The sequence below is a fragment of the Streptomyces sp. NPDC052687 genome (assembly GCF_040678395.1).
Classification (GTDB): Bacteria; Actinomycetota; Actinomycetes; order Streptomycetales; family Streptomycetaceae; genus Streptomyces.
This window is the reverse complement of sequence record NZ_JBFATR010000082.1, coordinates 1-15,294: the sequence shown is the minus strand read 5'-3', so window position 1 is coordinate 15,294 and position 15,294 is coordinate 1. Positions and strand designations below refer to the sequence as shown.

Here is a 15,294-nt window from a genome sequence, read left to right as displayed (position 1 = left end):
GATCACGCCGGGCTCCCGGCGTGATCGGCGAGACACCCCCTAGGGTGGAAGCATGACCGGTATCCCGCACGAGACGACCGGAGAACCGAACCCGCTGCGCGCCCTCGGTCTGGCGGAGCTTCGCCGCCGTACGAGCGAGAAGTGGCGCACCTACCCCGAGGACGTGCTGCCCCTGTGGGTGGCCGAGATGGACGTGCCGCTCGCCGAGCCGGTCGTGCGCGCGCTCACCGAAGCCCTGGCGCTCGGCGACACCGGCTACCCGGCCGGCACCGGCTACGCGGAGGCACTGGCCGCGTTCGCGGCGAAGCGGTGGGGCTGGGACGGCATCGCCGTCGAGCGCACCGCGATCGTGCCCGACGTGATGCTCGGCGTCGTCGAGATGCTGAAGCTCGTGACCGGACCCGGGGACACGGTCGTGATCAACCCGCCGGTGTACCCGCCGTTCTACCCCTTCGTCACCCACCTGGACCGGCGGGTGGCCGAGGCTCCGCTCGGCCCCGGCGCGCGCATCGACCTCGCGGCACTGGAGGAGGCCTTCCGGGCGGCGGTGGCGGATGGCCGGCGCGCCGCGTACCTGCTGTGCAGCCCGCACAACCCCACCGGCACCGTGCACACCGCCGAGGAGCTGTCCGCGGTCGCCGCGCTCGCCGAGCGGTACGGGGTGCGGGTCGTCGCCGACGAGATCCACGCGCCGCTGGTCCTGGACGGGGCCGCGTTCGTGCCCTGGCTGAGCGTGCCCGGCGCCGAGCGCGGGCTGTCGCTGATGTCGGCGTCCAAGGGGTGGAACCTCGCGGGTCTCAAGGCGGCCCTCGCCGTCGCGGGCCCCGGCGCCGCCGACGACCTGGCGCGGCTCCCGGAGGAGGTCAGAGACGGGCCCAGCCATCTCGGCGTCATCGCGCACACCGCGGCGCTGCGCGACGGCACCGCCTGGCTGGACGCCCTGCTGGCCGGCCTCGACGAGAACCGGCGGCTGCTGGCCGCACTGCTGGCCGAGCACCTGCCGGCGGTCCGCTACCGCCCCTGCGAGGGCACCTACCTCGCCTGGCTCGACTGCCGCGCCCTCGGCCTCGGCGACGACCCGGCGCAGGCGTTCCTGGACCGCGGCCGGGTCGCCCTGAACTCGGGCCTCCCGTTCGGCACGGGCGGCGCCGGGCACGTCCGGCTGAACCTGGCCACCTCACCCGAGCTGATCACCGAGGCGGTACGGCGGATGGCACGCACGGTGGGGTGAAGGGCACGCACGGTGGGCTGAGCGGCGCGCCTAGACTTCCGGCATGGACGAGACGCCCACGGCCCGGCTCGGTGCCGGCAAGTATCTGCTCATCACCAGCTACCGCCGCAACGGCACGGGAGTCGACACCCCGGTGTGGGTGGTGGAGGACGAGGGCGCCCTGGGCGTGTGGACGGCCGCCGACTCCTGGAAGGTGAAGCGGATCCGCGCCAACCCGTCGGTCCGTATCGCCCCCTGCGACGTGCGCGGCAAGCCCACCGGGGACGCCGTCGAGGCCACCGCCGAGATCTGCGACGCGGCCACCACCGCCCGCTACCGCAGGCTGATCGCCCGCAAGTACGGCGTGCTCGGCCGCCTCACGCTGCTCGGCAGCCGGCTGCGGCGCGGGACGGCGGGCACGGTCGGCATCCGGGTGATCCCGGCGCGGACACCGGAGTCCGCCTGACGGGCTGTCAGGTCCAGGCCCGGTAGGGCTCGTCGATCAGCTGGAAGACGGGCTCGCCGCGCACCGGGTCCTTGGCCGTGGACAGCCGTACCCGGTCGCCGCTGTGGATGCCGATGGGCGGCCCCATGACCCGGCCCCGCACCACGAAACCCTCGGCCATCTCTATCAGCGACACATTGCGCGCGGCCGGGGTGTTGCGGTGCACCACCGTGGAGTGGCGGACCGTGCCGACGCCCTCGCTGCGCTCCGTGCGCAGATCGCTGCCCTGGCACACCGGACACAGCAGCCGGTGGTACATCGCGGTGCCGCACCAGGTGCAGCGCTGGAAGAGAATCGTCTCCTCGTCCGCCGCCCGGTGGTCCCTCGCGGGGGCGAGGACACCCGCCGCGGAGCCGGCTCCCTGCTGAGCGGCGCTTCCTGAGTGGTGGTACACGCTGTCAACTCCCTGCGCTCGGCCGGAATCCGCGTGCGCGGCTCACCGTGCACGCCTGTGCCCGGTTCACCGTGCCACCGTGCACGGCGACAGAGTATGGCACTGAGTGCCATGCGTAAAGGCACTCCGTACCCCGAATTTCGGCCGTGCTCCGTCCCCGTCTCGCGGGACCCTGTGAGCCCCTGATACTCAGTCCCGGCCGAGCGCGGACTCCAGCTCCTGCACCACCCGCCACAGCGGCGCCCCGCGCCGCGAGACGACCACCACCACGTCCTCGGGCCGCTCGTCGGCGGGCGGCACCGGGCCGCCCCCGAAGGCCGACTGCACGAAACCCAGTGCGTGGTCCACGGCCGCGCCGGCGTCGCCCTGCCCGTCGGAGCGCAGCCAGGACCGCAGCGCGTTGTTGTGCGCCGCGACGACGGCCGCCGCGATCACGTCGGCGCGCAGCGTGCCGTCACGCCGCCCGGCGAAGCGGCCGCGCAGATACTCCGCGAGGGCGCGCTCGTAGCGCCACACCACCGACAGCTCGTAGGCGCGCAGGCCGGGCACCTGCTTTGTGAGCCGGTAGCGCTGCACGGAGAAGCCGGGGTTCTCGGCGTACACCCGCAGCACCAGGCGGGCCGCGTCGCAGACCCGGGCCACCGGCTCCGCGTCGGCCGCGCCGGCCGCCAGGAAGGCCTCCATGTCGGCCAGGCAGCGCTCGTGGTCGGGGAAGACCACGTCCTCCTTGGACGGGAAGTAGCGGAAGAACGACCGCCGGCCGACCCCGGCCAGCGCCACGATGTCGTCGACGGTGGTCTGCTCGTAGCCCCGCTCCAGGAACAGCCGGAAGGCCGCCGCGACCAGCGCGTCCCGCATCGGCGGCTTCGCGCCCGCCGCCCGCGCCTTCTCGCCACCCCCGGACGCCGCACTGCTGGAGCTCATGGACGGGAACGTAGCACGCCCCATGGCACTGAGTGCTGCACCTACGGGGAACTCAGTTCCCCGCACGCCTGTGCGCGTACTCTTTGCGCAGCTCAGCCGCCGCAGCCGAGGAGACCCGATGTCCCGCGCCCGCATCCTCTACGTGACCGACCTGGCCTACCCGGCCCGCGGGCGGCGCTACTGCGACGAGGACATCCACCTCACCTCCCGGCTCCGCGAGGGATTCGACCTGGCCCTGTGCCATCCCCGCGACGCGCTCGCGCTGATGGACGCCTTCGACGCCGTCGTGGTCCGCAACAGCGGTCCCGTCCTGGCCTACCATGAGGATTACGAGGCCTTCCGCGCGCACGCGCTGCGCACCGGGGCGCGGGTCTACAACCCGCTCACCGGCCGCGCCGACATGGCCGGAAAGCAGTATCTGCTCGACCTGACGGAGGCGGGCTTCCCGGTCATCCCGACCGTGGACCACGCCGCCGGTCTGGAGCGGCTGCCCGCCGCCGAGCGCTATGTGGTCAAGCCCAAGCTGGGCGCGGACTCGATCGGTCTGCGGGTGGTGCCGGCCGCGGAACTGCCCGGCCTCGCCGACGGCACCGTCCTCGTCCAGCCCCACGTCGACTTCGCGTACGAGGTCTCCTTCTACTTCGTCGACCACGACTTCCAGTACGCCCTCTACGCACCCGACCCGGACCGCCGCTGGGACCTCCAGCCGTACGCACCGGCTCCCGAGGACCTTCGGTTCGCCCGCCGCTTCATCGAGTGGAACGGCCTGCGGCACGGCGTCCAGCGGGTCGACGCGTGCCGGGCCCCCGGCGGGGAGCTGCTGCTGGTCGAACTGGAGGACCTGAACCCGTACCTCTCCCTCGACGCGCTGCCCGCGGACCGGCGGGACGCGTTCGTCGCGGCGTTCACCGCCTCCCTGCACCGGTTCCTCGACGCCGCCTGACGGCTTCCCCTGCCGGTCCCCGGCATCGCCCGACTGCCCCTCAGCCCGCGTCGGCCGCCCCTTCGGAGCCCAGCTGGGCCACCGCCGCGGCCACCTCCCGGCGCAGCGGCTCCGGCAGCGAGTCGCCGTTGACGGCCTCCACCAAGCCGTCCGCGAGGCGGTGGAGCTCGGTGTCGGTGCGCTGCGAGACCGCGACCAGCACCTGCCAGGCGTCCTGCGGGCTCAGACCGAACGACGCCATCAGCACCCCGCGGGCCAGGCCGATGGTCGGCCGGGTCCGCATCGCCCGGCGCAGCTGGACGACGTCCACACCCGGCTCCGGCTCACGGCCGTTCACCTCGGCGGCCGGGGTGAACAGCGACCGGGTGCCGGTCAGCGACAGCAGCCGCTCGACGATGGGGGAGACGCGGGCGAGCGTGAGGGTCTTGCCCTCGGCCAGGGCCTGCTCGCGCACGGCGAGCAGCACGTTCAGTCCCGAACAGTCGCAGAAGGACACGCCGCTCAGGTCCAGGTCGATGCCCTCGTCCGCGTTCGCGAGGGCGGCCCGCAGGGCGCCCCGCAGTTCCTCGCCGACGTCCAGGCCGAGCTCGCCGGACACCCTCACATGTGCGCGACCGCCATCGGGTTCGGTGCCGATGGTCAGCGCAGGACTCCCGACCGTCGGCGACGGGCGGTCGTCAGACTCCGGCATGGCCGACTCTCCCTCGAATTCCTGCCTGCCCTCGCCTACAGGCTGGACCTCGAAGCAACATACGTCAAGCGATACATGAAACGTGTTTCGTGTTTTGGGATACGGGAACGAGCGGCCCTATGATGGCCCCATGGGTGGAGTGCCTGAGCCGCATACAGGATGGACGTTTCTGACCAATCACGCCCGCGTGCTGGCCGCCATCGCCGATGACCACACGGCCCGCATCCGGGACATCGCCGCGCACTGCCGGCTGACCGAACGCGCTGTGCAGAAGATCATCGCCGACCTCGAGGAGGCCGGCTATCTGTCCCACAGCCGTGAGGGGCGCGGCAACACGTATCGCATCGAGCCCGGCAAGGTGCTGCGGCACCCGGCCGAGGCGGGACTCACGGTCGCGTCGCTGCTGTCCGTGCTCGCCCGGGACGAGGCCTACCGCGGGGACAGGGCGGGCGGCGAGGCGACGACGGTGGGCGAGCGCCGCTGACGCCTGAGCCGGTGACCCCGGCTCCGGCGAGGCCGGCGGTCACCCCACGCCGGGAATCTCCCGCTCCGTCGGGACCCGGATGTCCAGCACGCACACGTCGTCGCGGCGCTCGCCCTCCAGCAGCGCCGTGAGCAGCGGCTCCAACGAGCCCGGCTCGTCACGGTCATGGGCCATCGCGGCCTCCGCCAGCCGGGCGAGACCGCTGTCGATGCCCTCTCCGGGACGTTCCACCAGGCCGTCGGTGTAGAGCAGCAGCCGGTCACCGGGCCGCAGCACGCATTCCGCCTCCTCGAACGACGGCTCGGCGCTCGCCCCCAGCAGGACGCCGCGCGGCCGCTCCAGGAACCGGGCCACGCCGTCGCGCAGCAGCAGCGGCGGCGGATGACCGGCCTGCGCCCACACCAGCCGCCGCCCGCGCGCGTGATAACGCGCCAGCATCAAGGTCGCCATGCCGTGCGCGTCACGCGAGTGCAGCAGCAGGGTGTTGAGCCGGCCCAGCGCGCCGGTCAGCGACGAACCCGTGATCACCATGCCCTTGGCGGTGAAGCGCAGCTGGGCCATGGTGGCCACCGCTCCCACGCCGTGCCCCGCCACGTCCCCGACCACCAACAGGGCGGCCTCGTCGGACAGTTCGATCGCGCTGAACCAGTCGCCGCCGACCTGCACCCCCGACTGGGCGGGCAGGTACGCCACTTCCACCCGCAGCCCCGCCAGGTGCAGCGGCTTGTCCGGGAGCGGCAGCAGGGCGTGCTGCAACCGCCCGGCCAGCGCCCGCTCGGCGCGCAGCGCCCCGTGCTGGGTGAGCATCGCGCGTTCGCTGGCCACCAGCGCCAGCTCGGCGCGGCGCTGGGCGGTCAGGTCCTGGAGGAACCCGTGCACCTCCACGGGCGCGCCGCGCAGGTCGGTGACCGCCTCGGCGACGATCCGCAGATGGCGCACCCCGCTCGCCGTCCTGATCCGGAACGGCGCGTCCACCCGCCGGCCCGCCTCCATCAGTTCGTCCAGCGCGTGGGCCAGGACGGGCGCGTCCTCGGGTACGGCCAGGCCGGGCAGGTCGGCCAGCCGGACGGGGCCCTGGACCGGATCACGGCCGAGGACCGCGAAGGCCTGCGCGGACCAGGTGACCTCGTCGGTGACCAGGTTCCAGTTCGCCCACCCCAGGTTGCCCAGCCGCTGCACGTCCGCCAGCCGGCGCTCCTGCCGGTCCGACGGGTCGTAGCGCACCCAGCTGACGACCAGCCCGCCGTCCAGCCGCGCCGCCCGCACCCGGTAGGTCGACAGCTCCGCCGACCCGGCCACCAGGTCCCGCTGTCCGTACGGCTCACCCTCGTACGGCTCGCCCGTGGCCAGCGTGTGCGCGCAGCCCCGCCACAGCGTCTCGTCCGCCAGCGGCGGCCAGCACTCCAGGATCCGCCGCCCCACCAGCTCCCGGCCGGTGCGCCCGACCACGTCGACGGTCTCAGGGGACGCGGCCTCCACGACGTAGTCCTCGATCTCGCCGGTCGCCGTACGCAGCGGGCTGAGCAGCACGGCCGCGCCGGGGAGGGTGTCCAGGACGGCCTGTACGGCGGCGCCGCCGCGGGCGGTGGGTTCCGGCCGGGTGCCGAACGCCCGCAGCCGGCCCGCGCAGAGCCGGGCGACGGCCCGCAGCCGCTCCCGCACCAGAGGCGGGAACGGGCCCGCGCGGCCGCGCAGTACGCCGATGGAGACCTCGGCGGTGTCGCCGGTGACCACGGGCAGCCAGGCACGCGACAGCCAGCGCTCCGGCGGGTCGCCGATCAGCAGATACCGCTGCGCGTTCTGCTCGATGTCCTCCAGCCAGCGGGGTTCGCGGGTGCGCAGCGCGTCCAGCGCCGCGATGCCCGCCAGCGGCGGCACCCGGCGCCACTGCGCGGCCAGCGTGCGGTCGATCCCGGCATGTCCGATCAGTTCGAGCCCGCCCTCGGGCAGCCGGGCGAAGACCATCACGGCGTCCGCGCCCACCTCGGGCCGCAGATGCTCCAGCAGACACCGGGCAAGCTCCTCCGGCGACTCCACTCCTGCCAGAGCCACCCCCAGCCGTTCCAGCACCCCGGCGTCGTCCTCAGGCCCCCCGGCATCCCGGGCGCTGACCACGGGCACGGCGGGGCCGGGGGAGGCGGGGGTGGGGGCGGGCGTGCCGGGACGGGGAGAGGCAGGGCCCGGTGAGCCCGGCTCCGGCGATTCCTGGTCGGGGGAGCCCTGGTCCGGAGAGCCAGGGGAAGGAGAAACGCGGCCGGGGGAGCCGTCGACGGGGGCGTTCCGGGGTGAGTGGCGGGGGAGGGGGCCTGGCTGTGGGGGTGGGTCCGCCGGCGCGGCGAGAAGGAGCCGGCACTCTTCGAGCAGGGTGCGGTGACCGGCCCGCGCCCGCCGCAGGAGCTCGTCGTGGGCGGCACGCGCCGAGCATCCGGTGAGCGCCATGAGCGCTCCCTTGGCCCGCTCCAGCACCGCCGAGACCGCCACCGGATCACCGGGCCGGTCCGGCTCGGCGCGCTGCCGGGCGACGAACCCGGCCGATCCGGATGCGTCGGGCCCGATGCCGGGTCGGGTGGGCTCGGCGGACTCGCTCGTCACGCCACGAGCATGGCACATCGCGGCCATTCGGGCGCCGCCTCGCGTCCGGTAATCCGGTGGGCGCGCGGATCCGGGCCGGCGGGTGTATGTGTCGAGGTCAGCGGTGTGAGGTGTGCTCGGCCAGGGCCTGGCTGACGGCACGCACGCTCCGGGCGATGTGCTGGAGTTGCATCACCTCGGCGGCGTACAGCTTGATCGTGTGTTCGATGACCGACTCGGGCATGCCGAGGCGGGGCAGATCGGCGCGGGCCGTCTGCAGGGCGGTGCGGGCGACGCGGATCTCCTGCTGCACCTGGATCTCGGCGTGCCGGGCGAGCAGCACGGGGTGGCGGATCAGCGCCGGATAGCTGGCGTACCGCGACGGCACCAGCTCGCGCAGCCACTTGGCCGCCGAGCGCTCCCAGTCGTAGCTGCCGGGGGTCTTGACCTGGCAGGGCCAGTCCGGGCTGATGCGCGTGGTCGTCAGGGGCATGAGCATCGCTTCCGTGTGCTGCGTCGCTGAAGGATGGGACGACGGACGCGGCGGACCCCCGGCCTAGGGGATGACCGGGGGACCGCCGCGGTGGGCGTGCGTGGTGCGACGCCCGGTCCGAACACCCGGGCCGTCGTGGGTAGGGTCGGCGGCTTCGGGAGTCCGCGATGGTGCGGGATCCGCGAGCAGTATTTATATATGCCGTCGCCTTTGCAAGACGTATGAAAACATTCATGCGCGCTTTGAAATGACTGCTCCCCTTGTGAGGCCATTCGGCGCCGGCGGGGCGGGGTCGGTCGGGCTCAGTCGCGCAGGAAGAACTGGTGCTGGTCGGAGACCTGCTCGTACGACTCCAGGCGGGCCTGCGTCCGCTCGGGGTCGGCGTCCGTCATCGCCTGGAGCAGGGCCGCGGCCATCACGCCGGGCGCGGCATAGGAGTCGAAGACCAGCCGGGAGCCGGTCCCGGTGGCGAAGGTGACGTCGGCCTCGTCGGCGATGGGGCCGAGCGCGAGATCGGTGATCAGGGCGACGCGCAGCCCGGCGTCATGGGCCACGCGCACCGCGGTCAGGGTCTCCTGCGCGTGCCGGGGCAGCGAGAACGCCAGCACCCACGTGCCGCCCGCCGACCGTGACTGCAGCAGCGCGTCGTAGGCGACGCTGCCGCCCCGGGTGACCAGCCGTACGTCCGGGTGGATGCGCCGCGCGGCGTACGCGAAGTACTCGGCGAGCGAGGCGGAGATCCGCAGCCCCAGCACGGTCAGCGGCGTCGACGCGGACAGCTCCCGGCCGATCGCGATGACCTGGTCGGGGTCGGCGAAGTCGCGGCGCAGGTTCTCCAGGTTCTCGATCTCGGCGTCCACCGCGGCCTGCAGCTCGTTGGCGCGGTCCTCCTCGGCGGGCCCGCCCGCGAGCGTGCCCAGCGCGATCGCCTGGAGCTTCTCGCGCAGTGCCGGGTAGCCGGTGAAGCCGACCGCCGCCGCGAACCGGGTCACCGACGGCTGGCTCACCCCGACGCGCTCGGCGAGATCCGTGATCGACAGGAACGCGGCCTCGGTGATGTGCTCGATCAGATACTGCGCGATGCGCCGCTGTCCGGGGGACAGCCGGGGCCGGTCGAAGAGCGTCCTGAGCTGGGAAGTCGGGGCGGCCTCCGCTTCCGGTGCGATCTTCCCCGAGGTGATCGCGGATGCCTGTGCGCGTGCCTGCTGCGGCGATGGCACCGGTGCGCCTCCTTTGCTTCCCACGCGGTTCAACATAGCTCACGCACCGCGCCGGCCGGCGTCGCCGTACGGCCCTCACCTGCGGCTGCGGCGGACGGTGAGCGAGGCGAGGGGCAGGAAGCGGGGGGCTCGGGAAGCGGGAGGTCGGGGAAGAGCGGAGGGCGCCGCGTGGGCGCGCTAACCGGCGAGTTCCGCCACCGACACCACCAGGTCCGCCCGGTCCCGGGTGCGCTCGACCAGTTCGGCGTTGCGCTGGTCCGTGCGCAGCACCCAGTCCACCGCCTGGGCGTGCGCCTTGCCGAACTCCTCGTGGCGGGCGACGAGCCGGCGGATCCGCTCGGTTTCGTCGAGCGCGCAGAACCACACCTCGTCCAGCTGGGGGCGCACCCGCGCCCACGCGCCGGTGTCCAGCAGCAGGTAGTTGCCCTCCGTCACGACCAGCCGGGCCGTGGGCGGCACCGGCACGGCACCGGCGATCGGCTGTTCGAGGACGCGCTCGAAGCCCGGCGCGTACACGATGTCCCCGTCGTCCCCGCCGTCCCCGCAGCTTCCGCCGACCATCCCGTCCTCGCCCTCCCCGCAGCTTCCGGCGGAGGCGTCCTCGCGCAGCCGGCGCAGCAGTGCCGCGTACCCGGCCGCGTCGAAGGTGTCCGGCGCGCCCTTGCGGTCGCGGCGTCCCAGGCGCTCCAGCTCGGCGTCGGCGAGGTGGAAGCCGTCCATCGGGACATGGGCGACCCACGGCTCGCCGCTCCCGTTCAGCTCCCGCACCAGGCGTTCGGCCAGCGTCGTCTTGCCCGCGCCGGGCGATCCGGCGATACCGAGCAGCGCACGGCGCCCGCCCGCGGTCAGGGCACGGGCGCGGGCGAGGAGGTCGTCGAAGGTCAGCGGCACGCGACAGAGTCTGTCACCGCGGCCGGGCGTTGCGGGAGGGCGGGGCGCACTCCGAACGAGGCACAGACCGTCTCCGTGTGGCGTGCGCCACTCGCTGCCCGCCCCGATGCGGGGAACCGTGTCCTCATGACGGAGAAGACGGAGAAGTCGGAGAAGACGGCGCAGAGCGGGACAGCGGGGGGATCGGAGGGGGCGGAGAAGTCGGAACTCGGCCTTCCCCGGGGCATCAAGGCCTGTCTGTTCGACCTCGACGGTGTCGTCACCCGGACGGCCGTGGTGCACGCGGCCGCCTGGAAGGAGACGTTCGACGCGTTCCTGCGCGAGCGCGAGGGCGAGGGCTTCCGGCCGTTCGACGCCGTCACCGACTACGACGAGTACGTCGACGGCCGCCCCCGCGCCGACGGCGTGCGTACCTTCCTCGCCTCCCGCGGCATCGAACTGCCCGAGGGCGACCCCGGCGACCCGCCGGACGCCGCGACCGTGCACGGCGTCGGCAACCGCAAGAACGAGCTGCTGCTGGAACGCATCCGCACCGGCGGCGTCGAGGCCTACGACAGCACCCTGCGCTATCTGAGGGCGGTGCGCGCCCACGGGCTGCGCACCGCGATCGTCTCCTCCAGCGCCAACTGCCGTGACGTGCTGCGCGCGATCGACGCCGAGGACCTGTTCGACGTACGGATCGACGGTGTGGTGGCGGCCGAGCGCGGGCTGCCCGGCAAGCCCCGCCCGGACACCTTCCTCGCCGCCGCCCGCGACCTCGGCGTGACGGCCGAGGAGGCGGCCGTGTTCGAGGACGCGCTCGCCGGCATGGACGCGGGCCGCGCCGGCGGCTTCGGGTACGTCGTCGGCGTCGACCGCGTCGGGCAGAGCGAGGCGCTGTACGCGCACGGCGCGGACGTCGTCGTCGAGGACCTGGCCGTACTGGGGGACGCCGAGTGATCGCGCAGCGGTCGTACGCCGTCGAGCCGTGGACCGTCCGCGAGACGAACCTCAACCTGGACGTCCTCGCCCAGAGCGAGTCGGTGTTCGCGCTGTCCAACGGGCACGTCGGCTGGCGCGGCAACCTCGACGAGGGCGAACCGCACGGCCTGCCCGGCTCCTACCTCAACGGGGTGCACGAACTCCACCCGCTGCCCTACGCCGAGGCCGGCTACGGCTACCCCGAGTCCGGCCAGACCGTCATCAACGTCACCAACGGCAAGGTGCTGCGGCTGCTCGTCGACGACGAGCCGTTCGACCTGCGCTACGGCCGGCTGGTCGCCCACGAGCGCACCCTCGACCTGCGCCGGGGCGTCCTGGAACGGGTCTGCGAGTGGACCTCCCCGGCCGGTTCCACGGTCCGGGTGCGCTCCACCCGCCTGGTCTCCCTGACCCAGCGGGCCATCGCCGCCGTCGCCTACGAGGTGGAGCCGGTCGACAGCCGCACCCGGGTGGTCATCCAGTCCGAACTGGTCGCCAACGAGAGCCTGCCCGAACCCAACGGCGACCCGCGCGCCGCGAAGGCGCTGAAGTCGCCGCTGGAACCCGAGGAGGACTTCGCCTCCGGCACCCGGCTGCGGCTGGTGCACCGCACCCGGCGCAGCGGACTGCGGGTGGCCGTCGCCGCCGACCACACCGTGGACGGGCCGGAGCGGACGACGACGTCCGCCGAGAGCAACGTGGACGTGGCCCGGCTGACCGTCACCTCCGTGCTGGAGCCCGGACAGCGGCTGCGGGTGGAGAAGCTGGTCGCCCACGGCTGGTCCGGCGCCCGCTCCCGGCCCGCGATGAGCGACCAGGTCGAGGCGGCGCTGGCCGCCGCCGCGCACAGCGGATTCGACGGACTGCTGCGCGACCAGCGGGCCTACCTCGACGACTTCTGGGCCCGCGCCGACGTCGAGGTCGACGGCGACGAGGAGATCCAGCAGGCCGTCCGCTTCGCCCTCTTCCACGTCCTGCAGGCGGGCGCCCGCGCCGAGGGCCGCGCGATCCCCGCGAAGGGCCTGACCGGCTCCGGCTACGACGGGCACGCCTTCTGGGACACCGAGATGTTCGTGCTGCCGCTGCTCACCTACACCGCGCCCGATGCGGTCGCCGAGGCGCTGCGCTGGCGGCAGACCACCCTGCCCGCCGCCCGGGAGCGCGCCGCCCAGCTGGGCCTGTCCGGCGCCGCCTTCCCCTGGCGGACCATCGAGGGCGCGGAGTGCTCGGCGTACTGGCCGGCCGGGACCGCCGCGTTCCACGTCAACGCCGGCATAGCCGACGCGGTGATCCGCTACACCGCGGCCACCGGCGACACCGACTTCGAGCGGGACACCGGCGTGGAACTGCTGGTGGAGACCGCCCGCCTGTGGCGCTCCCTCGGCCACCACGACCACGAGGGCGTCTTCCACATCGACGGTGTCACCGGCCCGGACGAGTACAGCGCGATCGCCGACGACAACACGTACACGAACCTGATGGCCCGGCAGAACCTGCTGGCCGCCGCCGAGGCGGTGCGCCGCCATCCCGAGCAGGCCGAACGGCTCGGCGTGGACGACGAGGAGAGCGCCGCCTGGCGGGACGCCGCCGAGGCCATGCACGTGCCGTACAACCGGGAACTCGGCGTGCACGAGCAGCACGCGGGCTTCACGCGCCACCAGCGCTGGGACTTCGCCGCCACCCGCCCCGAGCACTACCCGCTGCTGCTGCACTTCCCGTACTTCGACCTCTACCGCAAGCAGGTCGTCAAACAGGCCGACCTGGTGCTCGCGATGTACACCTGCGGCAGCCACTTCGACGACGAGCAGATCGCCCGCAACTTCGCCTACTACGAGCCGCTGACCGTCCGCGACTCCTCCCTGTCCGCGTGCGTCCAGGCCGTCGTCGCTGCCCGGGCGGGCCATCTGCGGCTCGCCTACGACTACACGGCCGAGGCGGCCCTGATGGACCTGGCGGACCTGGAGCACAACACGCGCGACGGACTGCACATCGCCTCGCTGGCGGGCACCTGGACGGCCCTGGTGGCCGGATTCGGCGGGATGCGGCGCGACGGCCGGACGCTGCGCTTCGCCCCGCAGCTGCCGGAGCGGTTCAGCCGGCTGGCGTTCTGCGTCCAGATCCTCGACCGCCGCCTGCGGGTCGAGATCACCCCCGAGAAGGCCGTCTACACCCTGCTCTCCGGCCCGCCCCTCAGGATCGGCCACCACGGTGAACCGCTGACCGTGAGCACCGACGGCCCGGCCGTCCGGACGGTCCCCGCACCGCCCGACCGCCCCGCCCCGCAGCAGCCCCCGCACCGGCGCCCCAATGCCCGCTGAACCGCGGGCGCCCTCTGGTGCAGCCGTCCGGGGGAGCGGCCCTCAGCTGGGTCCGCCCGCCCTCGCACACGCTGCACCCTTGGGTGTTGTGGGTTAGTTTGTCCCTGTTTTCTTGATGATCGCTCCACGGTGCACGGACGGTGAGAGCGTCAGCAAACGCCCCGCGAGCCGGTGGGGGGAGGGACAAGCCGATGGCCGAGAGTGTGAGCGTCGCCCGGGCGGGCGCCCTGCGCCTGGGCACACCGAGCGCGATCGCGGTCGTGGCGGGCGCCTTCACCGCCACCCAACTCCTGCTGGTGCCCCCCGCCATGGGCCTCGGCTGGGACGAGATCGTCTACGTCAGCCAGGTCGGCGACCACGCCCCGGCCGCCTTCTTCAGCGCGCCCCGCGCCCGAGGCGTCAGCGTGCTGGTCGCCCCCATCGCCTCCTGGTCGTCCTCGACCCCGCTGCTGCGCGTCTACCTCGCCGTCCTCTCCGGCCTCGCCCTCTACCTCGCCCTGCGCACCTGGCGCGGCCTGTTCCCGGCGCGCGTCCTGGCCACCGGCGGCGCCCTGTTCGCCACCCTGTGGGTGTCGCTCTTCTACGGCCCGAGCGCCATGCCCAACTACTGGGTCGCCGTGGGCGGACTGACCGCCGTCGGCTGCTTCCTGCGCGCCCGCGCCGACGACCGCGACCGGGCCGCCCTGTGGGGCCTCGCGGCGAGCGCCGCGCTGATGGCGCTGATGCGGCCCACCGACGCCGTCTACGTGACCGCCCCCCTGCTCGTCCTCGCCCTCGCCCGGCGCCGGTGGCGGCCCCTCGCCGTCCTCCTCGCGGGCCTCGCCGCCGGCGGCGCCCAGTGGGTCGTCGAGGCCTACCTCGGCCACGGCGGCCTGGCGCAGCGGCTCGCCGACGCCTCCCGCATCCAGGGCGGGCTCGGCTGGCACTTCGCCGTGGACGACCAGCTGCGCGGACTGATCGGCCGCACCCTGTGCCGGCCCTGCACCGGACCGCTGCCCCACCCGGCCGTCTACCTGTGGTGGTTCGCGCTGTGGGCGCTCGCCGCCGTCGCCGTGGCCGTCGCCGTCCGCGCCCGGCGGCCCCTGCCCACCGTGCTGCCGCTCGCCTGCGCCGTCACGGCCGCCGTGCCCTACCTGTTCCTGATCGGGTACGCGGCCCCCCGCTTCCTGCTGCCCGCCTACGCGCTGGCCGCGATCCCCGTCGCCGACGCCCTGTGGCGCCTGGCCACCACCCCGCGCGGCGGCCTGCGCCCGGCGGCCGCCGCCGTCGTCGCGCTCGGCCTCGCCGGCCATCTCGCCGTGCAGTGGGCGATCCTCGACCGCACCGTCCAGCGCACCGTCGACGACCGCCGCGCCTGGGCGCGCACCGCCGGGGAACTGCACCGGCTGGGCGTCCGCCCGCCCTGCCTGCTCACCGGCCACACCGCCATCCCGCTCGCCTACTACACCGGCTGCGCCTCCGCGGCGACCGGCGGCAACAACGAGAACATCACCGTGCCCGCCATCCTCGACGCCACCCGCCGCATCCCGGTCGCCGCGCTCGGCACGTCCAGCGGCGCCCCGCCGTCGTACGCCCGCTCCTGGACGCCGTACCGCTTCGACCGGCTCCGCCTCTACCTCGCCCCGCCGCCCGGCGGGAACGGCCGCGCGTGACGCCGCGGGCGCCCGCGGCGGACGGGGGCCGCCGCGGG

General features: G+C 74.0%; 14 protein-coding genes. 7 read left to right on the top strand and 7 right to left on the bottom strand.

Annotated features, from left to right (window positions below; translation table 11 throughout):
- Positions 1-52: 52 nt before the first annotated feature.
- The gene (locus AB0K92_RS32765) at positions 53-1,231 is read left to right on the top strand and encodes an aminotransferase class I/II-fold pyridoxal phosphate-dependent enzyme (RefSeq protein ID WP_365928916.1); all 1,179 of its coding nucleotides are present in this window, start codon (positions 53-55) and stop codon (positions 1,229-1,231) included.
- Between the two features lie 43 nt (positions 1,232-1,274).
- Positions 1,275-1,676 carry a PPOX class F420-dependent oxidoreductase gene (locus AB0K92_RS32760; RefSeq protein ID WP_365928915.1) on the top strand — a complete coding sequence of 134 codons (402 nt, stop codon included), beginning with the start codon at positions 1,275-1,277 and terminating at the stop codon, positions 1,674-1,676.
- A gap of 7 nt (positions 1,677-1,683) precedes the next feature.
- Here AB0K92_RS32760 and AB0K92_RS32755 read toward each other — a convergent pair whose 3' ends face one another.
- Together AB0K92_RS32755 and AB0K92_RS32750 are read right to left on the bottom strand one after the other, a co-directional pair.
- Positions 1,684-2,109, bottom strand: a complete 426-nt coding sequence (locus AB0K92_RS32755; protein WP_365928914.1) for a zinc ribbon domain-containing protein — start codon at positions 2,107-2,109, stop codon at positions 1,684-1,686.
- 189 nt (positions 2,110-2,298) lie between these two features.
- Positions 2,299-3,033, bottom strand: a complete 735-nt coding sequence (locus AB0K92_RS32750; protein WP_365928913.1) for a TetR family transcriptional regulator — start codon at positions 3,031-3,033, stop codon at positions 2,299-2,301.
- A 118-nt stretch (positions 3,034-3,151) separates the two neighbouring features.
- On the opposite strand from AB0K92_RS32750, the gene AB0K92_RS32745 reads away from it, so the two are divergent.
- On the top strand, positions 3,152-3,976 hold the full coding sequence (locus AB0K92_RS32745) for a hypothetical protein (protein ID WP_365928912.1): 825 nt from the start codon (positions 3,152-3,154) through the stop codon (positions 3,974-3,976).
- A gap of 40 nt (positions 3,977-4,016) precedes the next feature.
- Here the strand turns inward: AB0K92_RS32745 and AB0K92_RS32740 are convergent, their stop codons facing one another.
- Positions 4,017-4,667 (bottom strand): anti-sigma factor antagonist, encoded by a 651-nt coding sequence (locus tag AB0K92_RS32740; protein WP_365928911.1) that lies wholly within the window; start codon positions 4,665-4,667, stop codon positions 4,017-4,019.
- Between the two features lie 130 nt (positions 4,668-4,797).
- Between AB0K92_RS32740 and AB0K92_RS32735 the strand changes: the two genes are divergently transcribed.
- Positions 4,798-5,151 carry a helix-turn-helix domain-containing protein gene (locus AB0K92_RS32735; RefSeq protein ID WP_365928910.1) on the top strand — a complete coding sequence of 118 codons (354 nt, stop codon included), beginning with the start codon at positions 4,798-4,800 and terminating at the stop codon, positions 5,149-5,151.
- 39 nt (positions 5,152-5,190) lie between these two features.
- On the opposite strand, the gene AB0K92_RS32730 is transcribed toward AB0K92_RS32735, so the two are convergent.
- The 4 genes from AB0K92_RS32730 to AB0K92_RS32715 all read right to left on the bottom strand — a co-directional run bounded on the left by AB0K92_RS32730 (position 5,191) and on the right by AB0K92_RS32715 (position 10,326).
- Positions 5,191-7,743, bottom strand: coding sequence for a SpoIIE family protein phosphatase (locus AB0K92_RS32730; RefSeq protein WP_365928909.1), 2,553 nt, complete (start codon positions 7,741-7,743; stop codon positions 5,191-5,193).
- Between the two features lie 97 nt (positions 7,744-7,840).
- Entirely contained in the window at positions 7,841-8,221 is a 381-nt protein-coding gene (locus AB0K92_RS32725) for a hypothetical protein (protein ID WP_206313182.1), read from the bottom strand.
- Between the two features lie 296 nt (positions 8,222-8,517).
- Positions 8,518-9,435 (bottom strand): MurR/RpiR family transcriptional regulator, encoded by a 918-nt coding sequence (locus AB0K92_RS32720; RefSeq protein WP_365928908.1) that lies wholly within the window; start codon positions 9,433-9,435, stop codon positions 8,518-8,520.
- 177 nt (positions 9,436-9,612) lie between these two features.
- On the bottom strand, positions 9,613-10,326 hold the full coding sequence (locus tag AB0K92_RS32715) for a nucleoside triphosphate hydrolase (RefSeq protein WP_365928907.1): 714 nt from the start codon (positions 10,324-10,326) through the stop codon (positions 9,613-9,615).
- Between the two features lie 126 nt (positions 10,327-10,452).
- Between AB0K92_RS32715 and AB0K92_RS32710 the strand changes: the two genes are divergently transcribed.
- The 3 genes from AB0K92_RS32710 (at position 10,453) to AB0K92_RS32700 (ending at position 15,256) form a co-directional block, all read left to right on the top strand.
- Positions 10,453-11,265 (top strand): beta-phosphoglucomutase family hydrolase, encoded by an 813-nt coding sequence (locus AB0K92_RS32710; RefSeq protein WP_365928906.1) that lies wholly within the window; start codon positions 10,453-10,455, stop codon positions 11,263-11,265.
- Positions 11,262-13,604, top strand: a complete 2,343-nt coding sequence (locus AB0K92_RS32705; RefSeq protein WP_365928905.1) for a glycosyl hydrolase family 65 protein — start codon at positions 11,262-11,264, stop codon at positions 13,602-13,604. Before AB0K92_RS32710 ends, AB0K92_RS32705 begins: the two co-directional genes overlap by 4 nt.
- 191 nt (positions 13,605-13,795) lie before the next feature.
- Positions 13,796-15,256: a hypothetical protein gene (locus AB0K92_RS32700; RefSeq protein ID WP_365928904.1), complete on the top strand. Its 1,461-nt coding sequence runs from the start codon at positions 13,796-13,798 to the stop codon at positions 15,254-15,256.
- Positions 15,257-15,294: the final 38 nt, after the last annotated feature.